Raw genomic sequence first — 24709 nt, forward strand, 5'->3', positions numbered from 1 at the left:
AATTGGCAACCTCTTCTTCTTTGAAAATCTCATCCTTCGTTATATTTTGATCACAAGCCCTACAGTTAAATTTTGAATATCTTAACATTTTCGCGAAGGTCTTGGGCTAGCTTACTTAAAATCCCTGCTGCACTTGATACTTCTTGCATTGATGCTAGCTGTTGCTCCGTATCCTCCCGCATTGCGGCCGTGGCATCGGACACCTGTTTAGCTAAGTTTGACATTTCTTCTACTGCTGCAGTTACCTCCTCTGAGCTTGCTGAAATTTCCTCAGAGGCTGCAGATACTTCCTGGATTTGTTCAGCAACACTTTGAACGGATTCGACGATTTTTTTAAATGATTCCCCTGCTTGGTTAATTACAGTTTCACCGGATGCTACTTCATGGGTAACTCTAACCATACTGCCAATGCCCTCTTCTGTTTCATCTTGAATTTCCTTCAGTACCTCAACAATTTGGTTTGCAGATTCCTTAGACTGCTCTGCAAGTTTTCGCACCTCATCTGCCACAACCGCAAATCCTTTCCCGTGCTCGCCTGCACGTGCCGCTTCAATAGCCGCATTTAGCGCCAATAGATTTGTTTGTTCTGAAATTCCGGTAATCGCACCAATAATTGTTCCAATCTCCTTTGTACGCTCTCCCAGATTTTGAACAATTACTGTTGAGTTGTTAACAGATTCGGTAATAGACCTCATCTGAGTGATTGCTTTTTGAATTGCTTCATTTCCAAGCAGTGCCTCTTGTGAGGAGTCAGAGGAGTGCTCGGATACGAGCGAAGCTGATTCCGCAATTCTCTGAATGCCAATTGCAGCTTCTTCAACACCTTTTGAAGTTTCGGCGCCAACTTGAGCCGAATTGCTCGCCCCAGCTGCAATATTATTTATCGATAAAACTAATTCTTGAATACTTTTTTCAGTTTCCCCTGTATTTTGGAATAATTGCTCCGATGAAACTGCAAGCTTTTCAGAGTCAGTTTTCACTTGTTCCACAAGCTTTTTTAAGTTAGCTTTCATAATATTAAACGCACTTGCTAAATCGCCAATTTCATCATTAACATTAATTTTTATATCATCTATCGTTAAATCACCATCGGCAACCTTACAAACCTCACTTGAAACAAGCTTAACTGGTTTAATTATTCTTGCTCTAAGGAATAGGTAACCAAGCACAGCTAAAACAACAATAAATGCAATAATTAAATAAGAGGTAATTATATTTTTGCGACCTTGCTGAAGTTGTTCCTCGGTCATGTCGTTAAGCTTTTTCTTTACATTTTCTTCTAAGCTAAAGTAAAGGTCTTTTACCGCTCTCCACTGTGGTGTTTCTTGTTCCCTAAGCAACACAATTGCTTGTTCAACATTACCATCCTCAACCAAATCAACTACTTGTCTTTGGAGGTCTATATCCTTTTTTACTTCTTCACTTATCAACTGGATATCTGCAGTTAAACCATAATTTCCTGCTTCATTTTGTAATATTTCAATATTATTATTACAATCAGAAATTGCTGCTTGAAAGTTTTCTTTTGCCTTTTCATCATTAGGATTTAAAATAATATTTCTTACTGCCTGACCACGCTGTAAACCTTGTGCATATATATTAGTCGTACGATTAATAAAATCTGTATGCTCTTTTGCAAACTTCTCAAGCTCATTTGATGTAGTGAGTAACGCTTGAAGTAAAAAGAAAGATGATGCGAGTGATACTACAATGAATACTATTAAAAATACTCCTAACTTTGTCCCCAATTTCAAACGCATTACAAGAACCTCCATAATAGTATATTTTTACTATGTTTTGCTAGTCAAAATTATAGAGGTTTTTTACAAAAAAATAAACAGGGTATTCCCTAGTTTTATAGCAGAGAATACCCTGAGTGTTAATTTTCCTTCAATAATGCGATTTCTTCCTCTAGCTTTGCAATTCTTAGTAATTGTGAATCTAATCTTTTAAGTAAGCTTAGTACATCACCGTCGCTTGCCTTATTATGATGGTCTATAGCAGGATTCGTTTTAAAAACATGATTTTCTTCAATTCTTTCCAATGCTTCTTTTATATCTGTTAAATCAATCTGATTTACACTGACTCGGTGTTCTATACTATCAACCTTTTCTAACCTTGCCAATCTTGTTTCAATCGTTTCAAGTTTATTTATAATAATATCATTCATTTTATCAAGTTGAATTTGTATATTTGTCAATGATGTATCCATTGAAAATCCTTCTTTCTATTAATAGATAGTACCGATCTTATGATTTATTGATCTTAATGTTTAATGTTCCTATCTGAGAAACTACAAGCTCTTCATACTTTTTTTCTGCCAACATATTTATTTCGTTTTGTTCTGCCTTCGGATTTTCTTTTTTTACGTTTGTCAGTACATCTTGTTGTACCTTAGACACTAAAACAATCGCTTCCTGTTGCCTTTTTTGAATGTCCCAAAACTTGTCTTCCCCAAATGATTGAATCATTTCCATAGCTACTGAACTCGTCTCATAAGCCTTTTTTGCTTCTGTTAATTTTTTTTCGATTTCTTCAGTGGTTGCTTTATGACCTTTTTCTTCGGCTAATAATGCCATTGCACGTAACCGAATAATTTGGGTTAATAACGTATTTTTATCCTTTGCAATTGTTTCCTGCTGGTCCCAATAGGCATCTACTTCTTCTAATTCTTTTCCAGTAAATCTTTTTTTGTCAGCCTCACGGTTCATTGCAATTTGAATCATATTTATTTGTTTATAAAAATCAATATCTTCTTGATAAATATTGTCATCGTTAATAGTGGCAATGACCTCATTATCACTACTTAAATTTGCCTCTTCTTTATTTCCATTGACGGTAAAGGAAATGATTTCCTCACTTCTATTATTACCATCCGAAATATCTAGAAAAGCCTGCCATTCCCCATCCATCGGAAGGGATACCTCACCGCTATAAATACCATTCGCTTGTTCACTCAAATCAACTTCAATCGTCCCATGATCCATTTTCTCCATTTCAAAGGTCGCATTCACGGATAGGTCCGTGGCAGGCTTACCTTCTTTACTAATTTTAAAGGACACTGGGCTTTCTTTATTCGTAGCAGCATTTGGTATTTCAACTATTTCAACCTGCCATTTTTCTAACGTGTTACAACCTGATATAATGAATAGCCCAATAACAAACAATGATACAAAAACTTTCTTCATACTAATACACCTTCTTTAATGATCTTTGCTTCAAATTCCGAAACTGTATATTTTACTATTTCTCCGTCTTTTAAATAAGCAACATGTGTACAAATTTGTTTAATTTCCTCTAAGTGATGTGATGATAACAGTATTGTTTTATTCGTTAATGCTTTTAGTATTGCCAAGATTTCAATCCTACCAATTGGATCTAGGCCACTTGTTGGTTCATCCAATATAAGGATTTCCGTATCAAAATAAAGCATCACCGCAAGTCCCAATCTCTGTAACATTCCTTTTGAATAACCTCTTATTTGAACATTCCGTTCATCCCATAGTCCTACGACCGTTAACTTTTCTTTTAATTTATCCTCATTTACTTCATTTCCATCTAACGATGCAAAAAATCTAATATTCTCTTCTCCAGTTAAATGAGGATATAGCTGAAATTTCTCTGGTAAGTAGGATACAGATTTTTTCCATTCCTTTTTATGGACAGGGATGCCGTTTAAGTGAATGGTACCCTTTTTCAGAGGTAAGAGATCTAGCATTAAGTGAATAAGTGTCGATTTCCCTGCACCATTTCTCCCGACTAAAGCACACAACTCATTTTTCTCAACAGTTAAGCTTATGTTATTTAATACCTTCTTTTTGTCGTATGAATGTGACACTTCAGCGATTTTAATCAAACCTGTTCCCCCTTCCCTCTTAATAAGGAGCTTAATTCAAAAGAAATAACTAACCATATGGCTAAATCTAGTAATAAAAAAATCGAAGGTGATGCCCAAACCATTTTTTCCATTAATCTTGACATATGCTCTAATGAAAATACTCCTAAAGAGGATTCCAAATAAAATCGAATGGAATGAAGTGGATCTAAAAAGAAAAATAGCGAAAAAATTGTAATATTATCATAGGACACTGCTGGTAAGAAATATAAAAACAACAAATCAGTTAAAAAAACAAATAAGAACCATGTGAAAATATTGGCCCCAATTAATTGCATACGCGTATTACAAATACTACCCAAAAAAAGTCCAATTTGGTTGAATACAACGATAAATGTAATGACCGTACTTAGAAATACTAGAAAATGAAAAATATTAAAGACAAAATATAGCTTCATAATGAGCGCAAATATAAAATACCAGGATACGAATATCGCCAAAGTAACTGCATGTATTGCAATACTTTTTTTAAGCAAAAAGCTGCGATACGTCTCCCGCTTTGTCGTCAAAATCATTAATGTTTTTAATTCCTTCTCTTGGATAATCGCAAATGAAGCAATAAACAAACTTAAAAGTGGCAAAATAAATACATTCATTTCGTGCAATGACAACAAAAATACAGTAAAGCCTTGCTCGGACGGAATTGATTTGGCCTCTAACAAAATAAAGAGCGACAATAGCACTACCATCGCCAAAGAAATCCAAATCCCTTTCCCTCTCGATTGCTCCTTCCACTCTTTCCAAATATAATTCATCCACTTTGCTCCTTTGGAAATTTTTACCGGGGTCAGGAACCTCTATGGACACCTCTATGGCACCCACCCTGTCCCTGTTAAATAATGGTATTGATAAAATCTCTATAATTATTAGTTTCGTTCGATCAACGGATACTCATCTCGAAACATTACTTCCTGTTTATTTAACAATTCATTCATTTTTTCATAAATTTTGATTGCGGGACTTTTTAAAAATAAATAAGCTAATTCATTCTCTTCAACTAGTTGATAAAGAGAAGATTTATATTGAACAGGATAATCGCCAATTCCATTTTGATCTAAATCTAATACCGGAATTGCCTTACCCCAGTAATTTCCACGCCCATTTTCGCTCCAGCTGTTTTTATCCTTGCCTCCAAGCGTTAACACAGAAGCGATATTATTTGAAAATCGATTTTCTGTAAAAACTAAATTCGAGGATGATGCCCAAACTTCGATACCAATTTGGTTTTGAACAAATTCATTATTATGTATTTTATTTTTTTGTGATTGATCAATATAAATACCTCGTTGATTTTGAAAAAATTTATTTTCTGCTACAACGCTTTCATTACTTGCCTGCAAAAGTAACCCGTACGATCTTGTACCTTGATTTAATGTAAACTGATTATCACGTAAAACTAAGCCCCGAGAATGCATAATAGCTGCACCACCTAGATTATAGCTAAACGCATTGCTATAAAATTCATTATGATCGGAGTACATATAGTGAAGCCCATATCTTGTATGCTTAATCGAATTCCCTATAGTTACATTATGATTTGAATAATCAAAGAAAATGCCATCGCGTGTGCCATCGATAACATTATTTAGCAACTTATTGTAATTTGAATAATAAACATGAAGTCCATTTCCCTGACCTGCAATTTCCCCATTTTTACTCCCAGTCACATGAATGTTACTTACTTCATTGTAATGAGATTGACTTAAATAAACTCCATGGAAACAATCTGTAATTGTAATGTTCTTAATAATAGTATGGTCAGCCATTATTTTAATCCCAGCAAATTCTTCGCCAGTATTACGGTTAAAGCTACCATTTGTTACGGTAAGATTTTCCAATCTAACATTAGGTGATTTTATTGTAATAACATTACCCGTTCCATCACCCTTGATTATTGTTGTAGACTGTCCAATAATAGTAATAGGCTTCGTAATGACGAGATTCCCATCATATATTTTGTTCTCTAGCTTTATCACATCGTTTTCTTCAGCAAGATCAACTACTTCCTGCAACGAAATTTCAGCAAAAACGAAGCCTTTTGTTGTAATAAAAAGAAAAGCACCAATAACAAACATAACAATAGCAATACATACCGCCATAATCAGTTGTTGATTTTTATACTTTTGTATAAACAAGGTGCTTTTCTCTATTCTCATTTTTCTCGTTCCTTCCAAAGTGGAATTACCATTAATATAAATGCAATACCAATCATATAAAAACCAGTAGAAAAGTAACTATTGGTTACAAAATTTGCAATTGTATTTTCCCCTATGATAGGTGGAACAAAAGGTGGTACATCAATTGGCGCCATTGGATCTAAATTTGTACCATAGCTTTTTAACCAACGATGGATATCAAAAATACCTACCCCCCCACCAATAATAAATAGCGAGATTAAACCAATCAGTAATTTCCTATTACGTATGATTGCCACAACTAATGTAATTAATGCCATTGCCCCAATAATATACGATAGGTAATTTAATTCAGGGAAATTTTCCTCACTAAATTCCTTCATCCCAATGTAATGGTTCAAACCATTAATAATGGCTACATCATTCTGGTCCTCTAATTTATAGGGGTAAACAATAATATCTAATCCTTCTGGATATTGAGGTGCAAAAAATTTCATCCCCCACCAAGGAAAGAATATAGAGGCTGCTAATACTGCTGCTGCAATTATTAATAAAATCATCGAAGAAACTGATAGCTTTTTAGTTGTCATGCCTTCCACTCCTCAGAGATTACTTAAACGGTAAAAATAGCACAAAACTACAGCATTATTTATGTTACTTATGCCGTTTAAGATTTTTTATACGAAAAGGGGACTATATTAACAATAATCCCCTTTTCGCTCCTACTAATTAATTACTAGGCTTCACTAATAAATACCCTGTCATTTCTTGGTGCAATGCAGAACAGAAGTTCGTACAATAAATCGGGAATGTACCAGCTTTATCTGCTGTAAAGCTAATTGTTTCTGTTTGCCCTGGTTGCACTTCCATGTTCAAATCATGACGGTTAATCGCAAAACCATGTGTAATATCTTCATCAAAGTCAATATTTGTTAAATGAATCACTACCTTATCGCCTTCATTTACTTCAATAACATCAGGTCGTTCTGCTTTCGCATCAAAGATAAATTTCGAGCGCATTGCGATACCATAAACATGTACTTCATTGCCTTTGCGTTCAATTCGTGTTTGGTCTTGACTGTAAACAGCATCTGGATTTGTTTCATCCTTTGGATAAACTTCAATTGGACTTAGTTTGTCCGCTTTAATAATTTGAGCATAATGCGGCTCTGGATTTACTGGTGCTGATAAAATAACCTCCATCTTATCACCAGACAAATCAATTAACTGCATAGACTCTGGATGTGATGGCCCAACTGACAAATAGGAATCCTTCGCAATTTTGTTTAATGAAATTAACCATTTTCCATCTGGAGAAACTGAGTCACCTTCAGCTGCAACAGAGTGGCCTGGTGAATATTGAACAGGTACACGGTCTACTGTTTCACCTGTTGTAGGGTCCCATTTCACAATTTCTGATGAAATGAACATTGTTGTATAAGCCATACCTTTATCGTCAAATTGTGTATGAAGTGGTCCTAAAGCATTTTCAGGGTTCACTTCACGTTCCATTACAGACTCATAATTGATTACAGGCATACCGTATTTTTCGCCAGAAAAATCTCCAGCTTCAATCGCTGCAAATGCCTTTTCAAAAGAAAAAACTGTCATTGCCGGAGCTAACTTGCCTGATGCAATAAAATATTTACCATCTGGTGTAACGTCAACACCGTGTGGTGATTTTGCAACTGGTACTAAGTAAAGTCCACCTTTATGCTTTTCAGGGAAAATAACTTTTTGCCCATTAACCTCTTCATATTGACCGTCAGCAACCATCTTTTCTAACTCTTTCCAGTTAAATAAAACGATATAGTCACGGTCTGCTTGTGATGCATTTATTTCAAGATTAGTTGTTGCTTCTTCTGTATTATAAGTAGTTACAACTGCCCAGCCATGTGATGGCCCTTTACCAGCATCGGAAAGGTCATAACTCCAAGGTGGTAGGGCAACCTGCCATGATACTCCTAGTTCTTCTTTTTCTTCATTAAATTGAACAGCGCTCATTACACCGTAATATTTTGAACTGTATTCATCAAGTGAAGCATACTCACTACCAAATGGTACGGCAAAGCGAGTAGGCAAGAACATGTATTCAGTGTTTTCTGTTACAAACATCGCACAGTGTGGTCCGCTTGTGTTAGGTACATCTAATATATCTTTAACAGTAAATGTTTCTAAATCCATTACAGCTGCACGACTATTGGCAACGTCTGTGGCAAACATCCATTTCCCATCATATTCACCTTTTGTTTCTGAGAAAGCAGGATGGTGAAGGTCACCCCATGTATAGTCGCCCATCAGTTCTTTCGTATGATCAGACCAACCATATCCTGTTGCAGAATCCTGTGAAAACACTGGAACGGTCCGAATATGCCTCATAGATGGTACACCGTAAATAAACATCTGACCTGAATGACCACCAGAAGCGAATAAGTAATACTCATCTTGTTCTCCAAAAGGAACATAGACTTTTTCAGCATTTGACTTAGTTGATGTATCGGCTACTGATTTTGGGCCTACATTCGTATAATCTGCAAAAAAGACTGTTGATGCAACAATACCAACCAAAAGTCCACTCAGTGCAGGTATTAACTTTTTCTTCATTTACTAACCCCCTTATTTTTCGCTTGCAATTTTCAATGCTTCAACTATTTTTGTTCTTTCTTCATCTGTTAACGGATTGCCACCAATAACAGTTGACATGACAGCTGAAGTTGGCTCTTTCAAGAATTCCTCAATCGGCTTCCCATGCTTTCCTTCTACATTAGTATAAGCATCAGATAAATCCGGGCCTGTAGCACCGCCTTGTAAGCCTAAGTTTTCAACCGCATGACATGCTAAACAGCCTTTATCACTAATAATTTGTCCTTCTCCAGACACAGTGTTTGCAGGCTGGACAACCTCAGTATTTCCTTCAGCAACGGTTTCGGTTTGTTTGGTTGTCTCAACATCCGGAGTAGAAGCTTCATTCGAACCTTTAGCTTGATTAAATAAAGCTCCCCCACCAAACCCTATTACCGCACATACTAGGAAGATCATTACTGAATTTTTCATAGGGTTTCCTCCCTTCGGATTAAATAAATCTATTACTTAATTAATAATAAATTGGCTATCACACGTAAGGTGTGACGTTAATCACTGTTTTTACGTTCTGTATATTGTTTTCATAATTTGTTCACATATAGTTCACAAACTTATCGTTCTAGTGCCATCTAACATAGAAGAATGCCAAAAAAAATTGAGGCTATCCTTTCGGACAACCTCCTATCTATAAATCTTAGTTAAGCTTTAGTATATATGCTATGTAAAATCATTCCCAAAACGATTAAACTGAGTCCAACTGACGACCAGCCTGTAGGGAATAATGCTTCTAAGAATATAACTTCTCCAATGACCGCAAAGACAATTTCACCAGCTTGGGTTGATTCTACAGCAGCTAATTGTTTTGAACTATGTCGAGCTATATCTGTTGCATAAAAAAACAAAACGGTTGCAATAATCCCAGCACAAACCGCAACTAAAAAAGACTGTGCCACTTGACTATTGGTAGGTGCTCCATGAAACACTAATCCAAAGACTGATAGAATGACCCAATATGGCAAACTCGCAATTGTCATCCCTAACACTCGTTGAAATGTATCCAGCCTGCCATCACAAATTTGCATCATTTTCCGATTTCCTAACGGGTAAGCAAATGCAGCAACTAAAACTGGAATAGAGCTTAAGAGCATTGTGCTAATATGCTCCACCGTTGCTTGCTGAACTTGTAAAACAATAACACCTAGCAATATAATAAGGGAGAAGCGTAATTCCTTATATGGGATTTCAGCATTTTTAGTTAGTAATGGAACGAGAAGTGAGCCGGCTATAATTGTTACTTGCCACGTTCCGGCGACTAGCCAACCTGGACCATATGCTGCTGCAAACGTTATTGGTGTGTAAAAAAGGCCAAATCCTATAAAACTCCATAATAACCAAGCTATCGGTCTTTCTTTCATTTCAGCAAAAAGAGGCATTAATTTCCCCCTTATGCCAACTATCACTAGTAAAAACGGAACCATAAAGAAAAATCGTAAAGAAGCACTCCAAATCCAGCTCCCACCATTTAAATCCATAGATCTATTCAATATAAATGTTGATGCAAAAAAGAGTGAAGCAACAATGCCAATTAAGATAGCCTTCAAATGTAACCCCCCACCATTTTTGTAGCTATTACTCTATTTTATTTTTTAATACAGTAATATATCCACTATATAAACATTAATTATTTTGAACCATTCTTACCTATACTTTTACAAGAGGATGCCCCACCAAAAATTATGAAAAAGCCTGGGGCAATCCCCAGGCTCTTATGCACCTTGTTTTAAAGTATCTAGCATTTGCAAAACTTGTAGTGATAGCTGTTCAATTTCTGTTTGCTTTAATCTAGCACCTTTTTCGTTACCTGTATTATACTCTTCAATTGCTTGCGCGCAAATATTATGAAACTTTGCATGAATCGCATCAAGTTCCTTAAAAGTTGCATTTTCTGCAAACGCTTCTTTTCCTGCACCAAAATACCATTTACCTAAACGGCACATCGTATGATCGTTTACTTTTGTGCTATCCAAACGCTCCCCGCGTCCGGCTAACATATTATCAATTCTCCATTTCCAAAGCATATGATCTGTTTTTGCTAAATCAATGATTTCCGTTGTTGTTAGATTAATCTGATATTTACTTAATTCAGCTCTTGACTTATCAGCCATCTGCGTAACCTCTGCTGTTTTCCCTATGATTTCAGCGACGGTTGCTGATTGCTCCTCTGCAGATGCAGAAACTTGTTCTGCTGCGGCGGCTGATTGCTCAATAATACTAGAAATTTCTTCAATACCTTTTAATACATTAACCGCATTTTGATGAAGTTGATCGAACGTAGTTTTCATTGAGCGGGCACCCTCTTCAGTTACGACAACCTGCTCTACAATTTCTTTTAAAGCTGCTCCACCTTTACGAATAATATCCACTTGGTTTTCAACAGCTTCCAAGTTACTTTGCATCGTCCTTACAGTAACAGATGTCTCTGCTTGAATGTCACTAATCAACTGTGTGATTTGATTTGCCGATTGACTTGATTGTTCCGCAAGCTTTCGGACCTCCTCAGCAACAACTGCGAAGCCCTTTCCTTGTTCTCCAGCTCTTGCAGCTTCAATTGCAGCATTAAGCGCAAGTAAGTTCGTCTGATCAGAAATTGCCGTTATAACAGTGATGATTCCACCTATTTCTTCCGAACGTTTCCCCAAATTTTGAATGGAGTCTGTGGCATATTTTACAGTTTTCGTAACGGTTCCTAAATGACTAATAGCCTCATTAATTGCAACATTTCCTTCATTCGCTGTCTTTGTTGATATTAGCGCATTTTCTAACGTATTATCAGCAACTATTACCCCTGAATCAACCTGTTCCATCGTTGTTTGCATTAGCTGTAGAATTTCATTAGCATATTGTGATTGATCCGAAACCCCATTTGCAACTTCTTCAATTGTTGTGGAAATTTGGTTTGCCGCTTCTCCAGTTTGCTCTGCACCTTCAAGAAGCTGTTGTGATGATTTTACCGACACTTCGGCATTTCCCATATTTTTCTTCAATATGTCATTAATTGTGTTAGACACATCCTGAAAAACATTTCCTAATTGGCCAATCTCATCAGATCTTTTTAATAGTTTTTCAGGTACCACGCCTGTGAAATTCCCTTGGCTTAATTGCTTTCCAAATAAAATAACATTTGAAAACGGCTTTAAAATAAAGAGACTTATAATTGTTATTACAAAAATTCCAATTAATAGTGCGACAACCGTCATCAATACTGCACCAATTTTATATAACGTTAACGATTGAACTAAATGATCAAAAACTGCGGAATCGATATTTGTAGTTAACGAATTGAGATTATTAAGCTGTTTATTAATTTGAACTGTAAAAAATAATCCTAACCCTGCAAAAAACAGCACCATTAAAATAACCGCACTATATAGCTTTCCTTTCAAACTGTTCATATAAACCGCCGCCTTTATCTAGTATTCATGAATGGTCAAATCCGTTTTAAAACCGTTGTTTAATAGTTGAATTGCTTCCTGAACTGTTTCTCCGATCGGAAATACAAGATGAAATTGAGAGATTTGAAAAAGTTCTCGTATAAATCGATCGGGGACAACCATGACAATCTTTCCAATGCTTGATTGAATTCTTTTTGCAAAATTTACAATAGCCCCAAATCCGGTACTATCAATATGTAATACTTGGTCAAGTACAATTATGTAGCCTTGTGAATTTACTTCCAATGTTTTAAATACTGCCTTTACTTCATCTAGATTATGATAAACTAGTGTTCCTGTTAAGGTGATTTTAGTATAACAATCAACCGACTCAACTGAAATTTGAGCATCGTGATTACTATTCATCAAAAAGCCCCCTATTAAATTTTTGCTATGATGTTTTTTTCAACTGAACAATAAAAACGCCATTTTCTTGTTTTTGAAAATGAACTTGATCCATTAACTTTTTCATAAAAAGAATTCCTCTGCCTCTTTCGGAAAATCCGACATCCCTAAACTCCCTTTTCTCAAGCAGCTTTATTTGCTCATCACTCATACCTCCAGCTTTATCTATGACTTGAATGTCAACTACATTTGAAGTAATTTGCATATGAACAATGACTGTTTCAACGGTGGACATACCATACTTTTTCTGGGTAGCTTCAACTGCATTAATAATCGCTTCATTCAATGCAAATGCTACGGAACGTATTTCTTTCCAATTAATTAGTTCTAACGCTCTTTCGCATAATTGATTAAAATAGTTTATTGATTCTACGTTTGCTTTACATTCAACTTGAATATTAATCATTACAATCTCCTAGCAGTATATTAACAGTGAATAACTAATCTATTTGATTATACTCTAATATGAGCCATTTTTGTCGTTTTTTAGCAAAAAATATTGTAAACAATTCTAAATTTTTTAGTCAAAAAAAGAAAGCCCTCGCTGGACTTCCTCATTCAACTTTCACCTTTTTTCTCACCTAATTAGTCTTCACCAAGGACAACCTCGGCAATATTAACTGCATGGTCACCAATGCGCTCAAGATTACTAACAATATCTACAAATACAATACCTGAAGCTCCAACACAAATACCTTCATTTAGACGAAGAATATGCTTCTTCCGCAAATTCCTTTCCATCTTATCAATTTGATCTTCTTTTTTCACAACATCCTGAGCTAATTGGCGGTCATTTTTTTCAAGCGCCTCAATTGCTTCGCGTACCGTTGTAATAGTCAGCTCAAACATTTCCTCCAAATCTTTTTTCGCAAAATCAGTTAACTTTGCTTTATTTGCAATTTGAAAATCAACTAATTCAACAATATTTTCAAAATGGTCTCCGATTCGTTCAATATCATTGACCGTGTTCATTAAGATCGAATGGATTTCTGAATCCCCTTCCGTTAACTCCCCTGATGAAGCTATATCAACTAAGTACTGAGTGATTTTACGATCAAGATTATTTAAAGCAGATTCATATTGGGTTGCCAATTCTGAATGAACAGGCTGCTTATTATTCAAATAATGATTTGTTTCCTCTAATCCTTTTATTGAAAATTCACCCATGCGGATGATTTCTTTTTTCGCTTGTCCTAAGGCAATCGATGGAGACTGTCCGATTAATAAAGGATCTAATCCTTTCGTATTATATTCAATAATATTCTCTTCACCTGGAATCAACTTAGTTACAATTAGTGCCAACAAAGCGATAAACGGTGCTTGCATTAACGTATTGGCAATATTAAAGGTTCCATGTGCAAAAGCAATTGTCATTTCCTCATTTAAATTCATGGATGTTTGTAAATTGGTAATAAACCTAGTATAAAGTCCTAAAATAATCATAAAGATTGTTGTACCTACAATATTGAAAATCACGTGTGTTAGCGCAGCACGTCGGGCTGCAATTGATGAACCTATTGAAGCCAAAATTGCTGTAATTGTCGTCCCAATATTATCTCCAAACAATACAGGTAACGCTGCTTTTAAATCTAGAGCCCCTTGTGAAAAAAGCTCCTGTAAAATTCCGATTGTTGCACTGGAGCTTTGAACAATAACGGTGAAGACTGTTCCAATGATAACCCCTAATAACGGATTGTTACTCATACTGACTGTTAACTCTTGAAACGCTTCTAAAGATCGTAACGGCTTCATCCCGTCTCCCATTAATTCCAAACCAAAAAATAACGCTCCAAAGCCAAACACACATTGACCAATATAATGAACTTTTTTGTTTTTAAAGAAAAATAAAAGAATTGAACCAGCTGCAATGATAGGAAGAGCATAATCCGATATTTTAATACCGATGATAAATGCAGTCACAGTAGTACCGATATTTGCGCCCATAATTACGCCAATCGCTTGCTTTAATGTCATGAAACCAGCATTTACTAAGCCAACCGTTAATACTGTAGTACCAGAGCTTGACTGGATTAATACAGTAACTATAATTCCTGCAAAAATTCCCATAATTGGGTTCGTTGTGAATTTATCTAAAATATCTCTTAGCTTGTTTCCTGCTGACTTTTGAAGACCATCCCCCATAAACTTAATACCAAACAGGAAAATCCCTAAGCCGCCAAGAAATTCAAAAATCATTTTTTGAATATCAAGTTCCACTTTTTCAGCCCCTTTAACTATTCCATCATCTCTACCTCAATAACAATGACTAGTTTTACTTATTCACAAGTCACCTATAACAGTATGAAAAAATATTAAGCTAATGTAAATGGATCGCTAAAAAAATTTACATTAAATTTACAAACCTTTATAGATCCTTGATTAGTTTTCCCATTTTTTATAATTTATAAATTCTGTTCATAATAGGTATGTAGCATAAAAATGGAGCATGGAGGAACCTACAATGCGGTTGCAGGCCATCATTAACCGATTCTTACAATCTAATATGTTTCTTCGAATACTCATTGTCATATTGTTAGTAGTCATTTCTTTTGGCGTTGGTATACATTTTATAGAACCAGAAGAATATCCGACTATTTTTGATGGGATTTGGTGGGTATTTGTTACGGCATCCACTGTTGGCTATGGGGATTATGTACCGAATTCAATTATCGGCAGAACTGTTGCCATCATATTAATTTTACTAGGGGGCGGCTTTGTTAGCTTCTTTATGGTGACATTAGCAACAACAGTATTTCAAATATTCAATGCCCTTAAGGAAGGGAGTGCTGCATATAAAGGGGAAGAGCATTTTATTGTAATTGGCTGGAACTCACGAGCGAAGACGACGATCCAACAATTACTAATTGTTAATCCATCGTTACAAATCGTACTTATTGATGAGACATTAACAGAAAATCCTCTGCACATTCGATCTATTCACTTTATCCGCGGCAACCCAACGAACGATGAAACATTAAAGCAAGCAAATGTGGAAAAAGCCGGGACAGTGCTAATAACAGCCGATCAAAATCGGAATGAACATGAAGCAGATATGCAATCAATCCTAATTTTACTTGCAATAAAGGGATTAAATCCACGTATTTATTGTTTAGTAGAAGTTTTAACACAAGAACAAATTAATAACGCTAAGCGCGCAGGAGCCAATGAAATTATTGAGACATTCCTTCTTTCTAGCTATGTTATGATCAATAGTATCGTTTCGCCTGGACTATCAAGTACAGTTAAAACGTTACTTAATCAAATTGACGGAAGCAAATTGGAGCTACTACAAACTTCCAATATGCATATAACTAGTACCTTCACAACTTGCTTACAACAATTATTAGAGCAAAATTTACTTTTAATTGGCATAAAAAGAGGAGAGGAAACTTTAATCTTTCCTTCTCCATCGTTTGTTATAAATGAAAATGATTACTTTATTGTGATCAGTCATTAAAGGATGTGACATGTAAACACTACATTAGGACACTTTCAAGCTCCGCTACTAACGCTTGACCAATCTCAATATACTTTTCTGGAACATTTGCGTCTTTATTTTCAGGTTCAGAAAACTGATCAGTTAATGCAGCAAAATTGCCAACTCCTGCATGATCATCAAGACCACTCTCGTATTGATGTGCAAGCAAAAACGGCCTGCCCAAGGATACTGTTGCCCCGTTAGAGTCAAGCTGCCCATCAATTGCTTTAAATGGAACTCGTAAAAATTGGTAGCCCGAATTATCAGCAATTTTATAATCAAAATAACCATGATCGTAATCCCAGTTCCCACCAATTACATATCCTAACGGCTTTAATTTTTGCTCCAAATCATATAGTAGATATGTTTGGTTTTCAATTTTTGATGAGATTGGTTTCAAAGCTAAACAACCCCTTTTCACAATACATTTACCTATATTGTGTCCAATTGTGCTTTGAAATATCTCCCTTTCTATGGGGCTATTCCGTCTTTATACAGACTATAATTTTATTTTTAAGCCTCATTATGATTCTAATCGAAACTTCTTACTGTATCAGTTTATCATTCATTACCGAAGTCTCTTTTCAAGCTGCTGTTTTTCAATTTCATATCCTGGCTTCCCTAATAAAGCAAACATGTTTTTCTTGTATTCTTCCACTCCGGGTTGATCGAACGGATTTACACCTAGCAGATAACCGCTCATTGCACATGCTTTTTCAAAAAAATACACTATATAACCAAACGTGTAATCATTTAGCTCTGGAATCGTAATAAGTAGATTGGGCACATTCCCATCTGTATGCGCCAACATTGTACCATGAAGCGCCTTTTTATTAACGAAGTCCATTGTCTTTCCTGCAAGATAGTTTAATCCATCTAAATCGGTGGATTCCTTCGAAATGGTAACCTCATGCCTAGGCTTTTCCACATTCAAAACTGTTTCAAATAAATCTCTCCGACCATCTTGAATATATTGACCAAGTGAATGGAGATCAGTAGAAAAATTAGCCGATGCAGGGAAAATGCCTTTATGATCCTTCCCTTCGCTTTCTCCGAAAAGCTGCTTCCACCATTCAGAAAAATATTGGAGGCTTGGTTCATAATTCACTAGCAATTCAACTGTTCTTCCTTTGTTATAAAGAATATTTCGAACTGCCGCATATTGGTAGGCTGGATTGTTCGCTAACTCTGACTCGTTCAATTCCTCTCTGGCCGCCTGTGCTCCACTAATAACCTTTTCAATATTGATGCCACTAACTGCAATGGGCAACAATCCGACTGCTGTTAAGACAGAATAGCGACCGCCAATGTTATCTGGTACAACAAACGTTTCATAACCCTGTTCAGTTGCCATTGTTTTCAGCGCACCTTTTGCTCGATCAGTTGTTGCATATATTCGTTCCTTAGCACCCTCAACACCGTATTTATCTTCTAGATATTTTTTAAAAATTCGAAATGCAATAGCTGGTTCCGTCGTTGTTCCCGATTTTGAAATTACATTAATTGAGACATCCTTGCCATCCAACACTTCAATTAAATCATGGATATACGAAGAACTGATATGGTGACCTACAAATATAATTTGTGGTGTGGATCGCTTTGATTTTGGTAATTGATTATAAAAAGAATGAGTTAACATCTCAATTGCTGCTCGGGCTCCCAAATAAGAGCCACCAATTCCAATAACTAACAAGACATCAGTATCAGTCTTTATTTTCTCAGCAGCTTGTTGAATTCGCAAAAATTCTCCGCGATCATATTCAACCGGCAGGTCTACCCATCCTAAAAAGTCGTTACCAGGGCCTGTCTTTTCATGAATAGAGTGGTGGGCACATTTAACAAAGTCTCTTACATATTGAAGCTCCTGCTCACTGAAAAATGATAAAGCTTTTGTGTAATCAAAACGAACATGCGTCACTACAATCGCCCCCATATTGAAATATTTTTAAAAATATTAAAGTGACATCGATAAAATTTCTAAAACATCAGCTTTATTTAGCTTTTTAAAAATCCCAAATTCCCCACGAGCCATCGCTTTGTCTGCGATTAAATCAAGCTCTTCGGCCCCGATATTATAATCTGCTAATCTTTCAGGTGCTCCAAGCGTCGACCAAAAAACACGGAGTTTTGTAATCCCCTCTATTGCTACGTCACGATCTTCCTTGCCTGTAGGATTTACATCAAAAACGCGAACCGCAAGTTGCTTGAACTTTTTAACATTTTCATCTAATACATGAAGCATCCAGTTCGGTGTTAGGATTGCTAATCCTGCACCATGTGGTATATCATAAACTGCTGAAACAGCGTGCTCAATATTGTGTGTTGCCCAATCGCCTCGAGCTCCCATCGCTAAAATACCATTCAAGGCAATGGTTCCCGAAAACAAAATCGTCTCCCTATGCTCATAACTATCCAAATTATTAACTAACTTTGGAGCAGTCTCCATTACTGTCCTTAAAACGCCTTCACACATACGATCCTGCAATGGCGTGTTATTATCATGGTGAAAATATTGCTCAAATACATGTGACATCATATCAACAATCCCATAAACCGTTTGGTTTCTTGGTACTGTGTATGTAAATTCCGGATCTAAGATTGAGAATTTCGGGAAAGTAACCGGGCTTGACCACCCATACTTTTCTTTTGTTTCCCAATTCGTTATGACCGAGCTATTATTCATTTCAGACCCTGTTGCAGCTAATGTTAACACCGCTCCTAATGGAAGGGCTTGTTCAGCCTTTGCCTTCCGAGTAATGATATCCCAAACATTTCCATCATATTTTGTCCCGGCAGCAATTGCTTTTGAGCAGTCAATTACACTTCCACCACCTACAGCCAATATAAAATCTATATTGTTTTCCTTACAGATCTCAATCCCTTTATGAACAGTTGCTAAACGCGGATTAGGCTCAACACCAGACAATTCGAAAATATCAACCTCTATTCCCGTTAATAAATTAATTATTTGGTCATAAAGCCCATGTTTCTTTATACTTCCCCCACCATATACTAACAATAGCCTTTTCCCATACTTAATCACTTCATTCTGCAAATGCTCTAATTGACCTTTTCCGAAGATGAGCTTCGTCGGATTATGATATACAAGTGGTTGCATCTTAAATCTCCTTTCATTTTTTACATGTCCATATTGGGCTATAGCTGCAATTAACGGTAAAACTTTCCAATACAATTATTATAAGATATTATTTACAAGAACAAAAGCTATAGGCGCCCTGATTAGCGACGTATAAACTAAGAGCGCATCGACTGAGATAAACAAAACACGTCGAGGGACGAGTCGATGTTGACTTATCACAAAAGAGATGAGCGAAGTTTACTAGTCGCTGGGCGCTTGCGCTGGACGACTACTCTCTGTGCTATAGTATTTATCCACAGGATCAAATTTTATAATTCCTAAACAATAAAAAAAGAAGACCCCCTACTTGAGTCTTCATTCGTTAGTTACTTCTTTAAAAGCTTTTCACGATCAGAAGATTGTTTAATCCAATCTTCAAGCTTATCTTTTAACGTATTAAAGCCTGATGCATTAGCAGTATCAAGTTGTTGTTGCTGTTTAATAACTTGTCTGCGAGTCCTTCTTTCCTTTTTAGGTCTCGTGAAATCTTCTGTCTTTTCTGGAGCCTCTATTGTTGCTTTAATTGAAAGGCTAATTTTACCGGCTTCCTCGTCAACTGATAATACCTTAACTTTCACCTCATCACCAACGGATAAATGTTCACTGACGTCCTTTACATAGCCATGAGTAATTTCTGAAATGTGAACCAATCCTTGTGTATTCTCATCAAGAGCTACAAACGCCCCGTAAGGCTGAATACCCGTTACCTTTCCTGATAATTCACGACCAACTTCATATTTTTCTGACATGGAAACACTCCTAATTTATACATTTTTCTTAGACATTTTATAACTATATCACAATTTTGATACTTAATCAAAAATAGACTCATTTCATTTCTATAGTATGCAAAACATTTTCCTTTTATCCTGATACCGCCATTATGGCGTTATTTTCTCTCATTTCACACCATTACTTATACTCATATTAAGGATTGCAAACAGTAAAAAGAGATAGACATTTTATAAATGAGATAAATTATACTGAAATACTTTCAAAAACAAGTTTAATCCTCTATTATATTAGAAGCGAAAGGTGTTGATATACATCATGGAAAAGTCAAAACAAGAGCAATGGTCTTCTAAAATAGGATTTATTCTAGCTGCAGCAGGTTCTGCAATCGGTTTAGGTGCAATTTGGAAGTTCCCCTACATTGCCGGAACAAATGGGGGCGGAGTATTCTTTCTTATTTTTATTTTATTTACGTTATTTTTTGGTGTTCCAATGCTGTTTTCTGAATTTATCATCGGTAGAAATACACAAAAAGACGCGATTACCGCGTATAAAACGATCGCTCCAAAAACTCCTTGGTATTTAGTTGGTGTCATTGGAGTAATTTCTTCATTTATACTTTTGTCATTTTATAGCGTTGTCGGTGGGTGGATTATTTCCTATACAATTCGGAGTTTTACCGGAGCGCTTAGCGGACTAACTAACGAACAATACGAAAATTTATTTTCAAGTATTATTTCGAATCCATTCGAACCATTACTTGCCCAGTTCGTTTTCCTTGCGCTTACTATTTTTGTCGTACAAGGCGGCATTCAAAATGGTATTGAAAAAGCTAATAAAATCATGATGCCTAGTCTATTTATATTGTTTATCATCTTAGTAATTCGGTCTTTAACGCTTGAAGGTGCAAGTGAAGGAATTAAGTTTTTTCTTATGCCTAATCTTGATGAAATTAATTCTGAAACATTTATAATGGCTCTTGGTCAATCCTTTTTTGCTTTAAGTATCGGTAATTCCGTGATGGTTACATATGCGTCGTATTTATCTAAGCAAGAAAGTCTCCCTCGATCAGTTAGTTCTATTGTTAGCTTAAATTTATTAATATCCTTTTTAGCTGGTCTAGCTATTTTCCCTGCAGTATTTGCACTTGGTTTTCAACCTAATAGCGGGCCATCCTTAGTATTTATTATTTTCCCAGCAGTTTTTGAACAATTAAGCTTTGGTGGCTTTTTCTTGGCAGCCTTTTTGATCTTATTATTGTTTGCCACGTTAACATCCGCTTTTTCAATCCTAGAAATAATTGTTGCTACAATTTCTAAAGGTGAAGCAGCAAAACGAAAAAAATCCGCATGGATTGCCGGATTACTTGTATTTATTGTTGGCATTCCATCAGCACTATCATATGGGGTACTTGGAAATTTTACACCTCTATTTAATAAAACAATCTTTGATTTGGCTGATTATTTTGTCAGCAATATTGCATTGCCTTTTGGTGCACTGCTTATCGCCCTTTTTGTCGGCTTAAAGATACCAAAACATGTACTTAAAGATGAACTACTCCGCTCATCCTCTATGAGTACTAAGCTTTTTTCACTCTGGTATTGGTCTATCCGCTTTGTCGTCCCAGTCGGCATTATCATTGTCTTCTTACATGCATTAGGACTGATTGATGGTTAAACAGCAAATAGCCCCTTTTAGGGGGCTATTTTTACACGGTAACTTGTAGTCTTTCGACAAAACGCCTCATTCGTTTTACTGCTTCTTGAAGTTGCTCTATTGATGATGCATATGAACAACGAACATGCCCCTCGCCGCTGTCACCAAAAACACTTCCGGGGACAACTGCAACCTTTTCTTCATTTAATAATCTTTCTGCAAACTCCTCTGAAGTGAGGCCTGTTTTTTCAACCGACGGAAAAGCGTAAAAAGCTCCCCCAGGCATATGACAATCAAGACCAATTTCATTAAGTGATTTTACAAAGTAATTTCGGCGTTGATTATAGCTTTTCTTCATTGCGGCTACATCGTTCATACCATTTCGAAGTGCTTCAATCGCACCATACTGTGCCATAGTTGAAGCACACATCATTGCGTGTTGGTGGATTTTCAGCATCGCTTGAATGAATACTTTCGGACCAACTACAAATCCTAAGCGCCAACCGGTCATTGCAAATCCTTTCGAAAAGCCATTAATGACAATCGTACGCTCTTTCATTCCTTTAATCGCAGCAAAGCTTGTATATGGTCCGTCATAGCTTAATTCCGCATAAATTTCGTCAGAAATTACAATCAAATCATGTTTTATAACAATTTCTGCAATTTTCTCGAGTTCTGACTCGACTAATAAAGTTCCCGTTGGATTATTAGGAGAACAGATGATAATAGCTTTAGTTTTTGGTGTGATTGCTGCTTCAATTTGCTCCGGCTGTAGCTTGAATTCATCAGTACTTGTTGTATTAACAGATACAGGAATCCCACCAGCTAATGAAACTAAAGATGGATAAGCAACAAAGCTAGGTTGAACAACTATGACTTCATCACCTGGATTTACAAGTGCCCGCATTGCTAGGTCTAATGCCTCGCTGCCACCAACAGTTACCAATACTTCTTCTTCTGGTTTATAAGAAACTTTAAATTGGCGTTCCATATATTTTGCAATTTCTACACGTAGTTCAAGTAAGCCTGCATTTGCTGTATAAGCCGTATAGCCCTGTTCTAGTGATAAAATACTTGCTTCACGAATCGCCCATGAGGTAACAAAATCCGGTTCACCAACTCCTAATGAAATCACACCCTTCATTCCAGCTGCTAAATCAAAAAAGCGGCGAATGCCCGATGGTTTTAAATCAATAACTCGATCTGATAAGTAACGCTCTCCACTCATGGTGTCACCACAATTCGTCGATCTTGTTCATCATCACCAAAAATGGTACCGTCATGCTTGTATTTTTTCATAATAAAGTGCGTTGTAGTTGATAACACAGAGTCTAATGCTGATAATTTTTGTGATACAAACCGAGAAATATCATGAAGTGAATTCCCTTCAATTGTTACAGACAAGTCATATGCTCCTGACATTAAATAAACAGCCTTTACCTCAGGAAAACGGTAAATTCTTTCAGCAATATCATCAAAGCCTACATCCCTTTTTGGAGTAACCTTAACATCAATCATTGCTGTAACACCCGGGTTGCGATCAACTTTATTCCAATCAATAATTGTCGAGTATTTTAAAATAATCTTTTGGTTTTCCAAGTTGGCAATCATTGCCTCCGTCTGCGATACTGGTAAATCAATCATCTTCGCAATATCTTCAATTGGCAAGCGACCATTTTTTTCAAGTATTTCTAAAATTTCTATTTCCTTTTCTCCCATTGATTGACACTTCCCTAGACAAAATTATTTGTAGACCCATTATATCAAAAACCACAAATATTTCTATCCACTTTTTAAATTGTTGGCAGGAAAATCGAGATCTTTGTTCCCTTTCCTTCTTCACTCTCAATCATTATATCGCCTTCATGCAGCTGAACGATTTTTTGCACAATGGCCATTCCTAGTCCAGTACCGCCATACTGACGTGTTCTTGCTTTATCAATTCTAAAAAATCGTTCCCCAATTCGATGAAGGTGTTCCTTTGGTATCCCAATACCGTTATCCTTAATTACAATTTTACAACCGTTTCCTTTTATAGTTACCAACGTGACCTCAATAACATCATTAGTAGGGGAGTAACGAATAGCGTTTTCCATCAAGTTTTGGATAATTTGTTCAATTCTGTCTTGATCCCCCATAATAATCACATCATGATCTAGTTCTTTAAACAAACGCAAATTTTTCTCATGTAGAAACGGATCAAATTTCTCTAATGCCTCTTCGATAAGCTGAGCAAGCGCAAGTGGTTGTTTGTCCATTGGGATCGATTTACCATCCATTTGAGCGAGATCCAATAAGTCACGAACCAAGCGCTGCATCCTTCCGGCCTCGCGATGAATTAAATGTAAATATTTTTTTGAATCCTCTCCATTTGTCACCGTACCATCTAATATCGCTTCGCTATATCCCTTAATATAACTAATTGGAGTTCGAAGTTCATGCGATACATTTCCTAAAAACTCTTTTCTTCGCTCATCCTCTTCTTTTACCGCCTCTGACATTTGATTAAAGGCAATTCCAAGTCGACCAATCTCATCATTTGATCGAACTTGAACCTTTTCGCTATAGTCCCCTTTTGACATTTGATAGGCAACTCGTTCCATTTCATTTAGAGGAGTTGTCAGCTTTCTCGCTATTTTCCGACCCAATACAATGGCAGCTAATGTAAACAAAAGGCTAATTATTGCAATAAAGACTCCCGCTTCCCGAAACAAATCATTAATTGATGCTAGTGGTAAATATATATAAAGAATCCCCTTTAGTCTTTTTTCCTCCAATAGCGGAACGATAACCCCCATTATTTGCCTATCAAATCTCTTCTCATAGCCGGTTTTTGTTATAATTTCTCCATTTATCAGCTGTTCCCGTTCCACAACACCAATTAACGATTCATAATCTACTTCAAACGGGAGACATGCACTTAATTCTTTAGGATTGTTGACAAATAATATTTCCGCTTGAGAAATTTGGTTGTACCATTCAAACCTTTCTTTTAATTGTGGTGTTATTTCCCCACCCGTATATTCGCTAGCTAACCTCATACCTTCTTGCTTTAATGAAACTTCAACATGATCAACATACAATTTTTTATAAAAGTAATGGGTCATTCCATATGTTGCGAGTATTCCTAATACGACTGCGATTGTAACTGTAAGCCAGAGCTTTTGCCATAACGACATTGAAATTTTTTTCATA

23 protein-coding genes are annotated in these 24709 nt (G+C 36.2%); 2 read left to right on the forward strand and 21 right to left on the reverse strand.

Going from position 1 to position 24709, the window contains the following annotated elements:
- Window positions 1-65: 65 nt before the first annotated feature.
- The 14 genes from D612_RS18420 to D612_RS0114725 all read right to left on the reverse strand — a co-directional run bounded on the left by D612_RS18420 (window position 66) and on the right by D612_RS0114725 (window position 14726).
- The gene (locus D612_RS18420; protein WP_017756238.1) at window positions 66-1760 is read right to left on the reverse strand and encodes a methyl-accepting chemotaxis protein; all 1695 of its coding nucleotides are present in this window, start codon (window positions 1758-1760) and stop codon (window positions 66-68) included.
- Window positions 1761-1879: 119 nt separating this feature from the next.
- Window positions 1880-2212, reverse strand: a complete 333-nt coding sequence (locus tag D612_RS0114665) for a hypothetical protein (protein WP_017756239.1) — start codon at window positions 2210-2212, stop codon at window positions 1880-1882.
- 37 nt (window positions 2213-2249) lie between these two features.
- The gene (locus D612_RS0114670) at window positions 2250-3188 is read right to left on the reverse strand and encodes a FixH family protein (RefSeq protein ID WP_017756240.1); all 939 of its coding nucleotides are present in this window, start codon (window positions 3186-3188) and stop codon (window positions 2250-2252) included.
- Window positions 3185-3856 (reverse strand): ABC transporter ATP-binding protein, encoded by a 672-nt coding sequence (locus tag D612_RS0114675; RefSeq protein ID WP_017756241.1) that lies wholly within the window; start codon window positions 3854-3856, stop codon window positions 3185-3187. The genes D612_RS0114670 and D612_RS0114675 overlap by 4 nt, the downstream gene beginning before the upstream one ends.
- A complete protein-coding gene (locus D612_RS0114680) occupies window positions 3853-4650 on the reverse strand; it encodes an ABC transporter permease subunit (protein WP_017756242.1) in 798 nt (265 codons plus the stop codon). Before D612_RS0114680 ends, D612_RS0114675 begins: the two co-directional genes overlap by 4 nt.
- Window positions 4651-4761: 111 nt before the next feature.
- Complete coding sequence (gene nosD, locus D612_RS0114685; RefSeq protein ID WP_017756243.1) at window positions 4762-6051, reverse strand: nitrous oxide reductase family maturation protein NosD; 1290 nt, start codon at window positions 6049-6051, stop codon at window positions 4762-4764.
- A complete protein-coding gene (locus D612_RS0114690; protein ID WP_017756244.1) occupies window positions 6048-6620 on the reverse strand; it encodes a hypothetical protein in 573 nt (190 codons plus the stop codon). The genes nosD and D612_RS0114690 overlap by 4 nt, the downstream gene beginning before the upstream one ends.
- 139 nt (window positions 6621-6759) lie before the next feature.
- Window positions 6760-8634, reverse strand: coding sequence for a Sec-dependent nitrous-oxide reductase (gene nosZ / locus D612_RS0114695; RefSeq protein ID WP_017756245.1), 1875 nt, complete (start codon window positions 8632-8634; stop codon window positions 6760-6762).
- Between the two features lie 12 nt (window positions 8635-8646).
- On the reverse strand, window positions 8647-9084 hold the full coding sequence (locus tag D612_RS0114700) for a hypothetical protein (RefSeq protein WP_017756246.1): 438 nt from the start codon (window positions 9082-9084) through the stop codon (window positions 8647-8649).
- 227 nt (window positions 9085-9311) lie between these two features.
- Window positions 9312-10214 carry a DMT family transporter gene (locus tag D612_RS0114705; RefSeq protein WP_017756247.1) on the reverse strand — a complete coding sequence of 301 codons (903 nt, stop codon included), beginning with the start codon at window positions 10212-10214 and terminating at the stop codon, window positions 9312-9314.
- A 165-nt stretch (window positions 10215-10379) separates the two neighbouring features.
- Complete coding sequence (locus D612_RS18425; RefSeq protein ID WP_017756248.1) at window positions 10380-12065, reverse strand: methyl-accepting chemotaxis protein; 1686 nt, start codon at window positions 12063-12065, stop codon at window positions 10380-10382.
- Between the two features lie 18 nt (window positions 12066-12083).
- On the reverse strand, window positions 12084-12470 hold the full coding sequence (locus tag D612_RS0114715) for an STAS domain-containing protein (RefSeq protein WP_017756249.1): 387 nt from the start codon (window positions 12468-12470) through the stop codon (window positions 12084-12086).
- A 25-nt stretch (window positions 12471-12495) separates the two neighbouring features.
- Entirely contained in the window at window positions 12496-12915 is a 420-nt protein-coding gene (locus D612_RS0114720) for an ATP-binding protein (RefSeq protein ID WP_017756250.1), read from the reverse strand.
- A gap of 179 nt (window positions 12916-13094) precedes the next feature.
- The gene (locus tag D612_RS0114725; RefSeq protein ID WP_017756251.1) at window positions 13095-14726 is read right to left on the reverse strand and encodes a Na/Pi cotransporter family protein; all 1632 of its coding nucleotides are present in this window, start codon (window positions 14724-14726) and stop codon (window positions 13095-13097) included.
- 244 nt (window positions 14727-14970) lie between these two features.
- On the opposite strand from D612_RS0114725, the gene D612_RS0114730 reads away from it, so the two are divergent.
- A complete protein-coding gene (locus D612_RS0114730) occupies window positions 14971-15966 on the forward strand; it encodes a potassium channel family protein (protein WP_017756252.1) in 996 nt (331 codons plus the stop codon).
- Between the two features lie 19 nt (window positions 15967-15985).
- Here the strand turns inward: D612_RS0114730 and D612_RS0114735 are convergent, their stop codons facing one another.
- The 4 genes from D612_RS0114735 to yugI all read right to left on the reverse strand — a co-directional run bounded on the left by D612_RS0114735 (window position 15986) and on the right by yugI (window position 19875).
- Window positions 15986-16387, reverse strand: a complete 402-nt coding sequence (locus D612_RS0114735) for a YugN-like family protein (RefSeq protein WP_017756253.1) — start codon at window positions 16385-16387, stop codon at window positions 15986-15988.
- Between the two features lie 168 nt (window positions 16388-16555).
- Window positions 16556-17905, reverse strand: coding sequence for a glucose-6-phosphate isomerase (locus D612_RS0114740; protein WP_017756254.1), 1350 nt, complete (start codon window positions 17903-17905; stop codon window positions 16556-16558).
- Window positions 17906-17941: 36 nt separating this feature from the next.
- Window positions 17942-19105: an iron-containing alcohol dehydrogenase gene (locus D612_RS0114745; protein ID WP_017756255.1), complete on the reverse strand. Its 1164-nt coding sequence runs from the start codon at window positions 19103-19105 to the stop codon at window positions 17942-17944.
- A gap of 347 nt (window positions 19106-19452) precedes the next feature.
- Window positions 19453-19875: a S1 domain-containing post-transcriptional regulator GSP13 gene (gene yugI, locus D612_RS0114750; protein WP_017756256.1), complete on the reverse strand. Its 423-nt coding sequence runs from the start codon at window positions 19873-19875 to the stop codon at window positions 19453-19455.
- A 301-nt stretch (window positions 19876-20176) separates the two neighbouring features.
- Here yugI and D612_RS0114755 point away from each other — a divergent pair, with 301 nt between their 5' ends.
- Complete coding sequence (locus D612_RS0114755) at window positions 20177-21535, forward strand: sodium-dependent transporter (protein WP_017756257.1); 1359 nt, start codon at window positions 20177-20179, stop codon at window positions 21533-21535.
- A gap of 31 nt (window positions 21536-21566) precedes the next feature.
- Here the strand turns inward: D612_RS0114755 and D612_RS0114760 are convergent, their stop codons facing one another.
- The 3 genes from D612_RS0114760 to D612_RS0114770 all read right to left on the reverse strand — a co-directional run bounded on the left by D612_RS0114760 (window position 21567) and on the right by D612_RS0114770 (window position 24708).
- Window positions 21567-22742, reverse strand: coding sequence for an aminotransferase (locus D612_RS0114760; protein ID WP_017756258.1), 1176 nt, complete (start codon window positions 22740-22742; stop codon window positions 21567-21569).
- On the reverse strand, window positions 22739-23233 hold the full coding sequence (locus D612_RS0114765; protein ID WP_017756259.1) for an Lrp/AsnC family transcriptional regulator: 495 nt from the start codon (window positions 23231-23233) through the stop codon (window positions 22739-22741). Before D612_RS0114765 ends, D612_RS0114760 begins: the two co-directional genes overlap by 4 nt.
- Window positions 23234-23307: 74 nt before the next feature.
- On the reverse strand, window positions 23308-24708 hold the full coding sequence (locus tag D612_RS0114770) for a sensor histidine kinase (RefSeq protein WP_017756260.1): 1401 nt from the start codon (window positions 24706-24708) through the stop codon (window positions 23308-23310).
- Between the last annotated feature and the right edge of the window lies 1 nt (window position 24709).

Source organism: Calidifontibacillus oryziterrae (assembly GCF_000331575.1).
Taxonomy (GTDB): domain Bacteria; phylum Bacillota; class Bacilli; order Bacillales; family Bacillaceae_J; genus Calidifontibacillus_A; species Calidifontibacillus_A oryziterrae.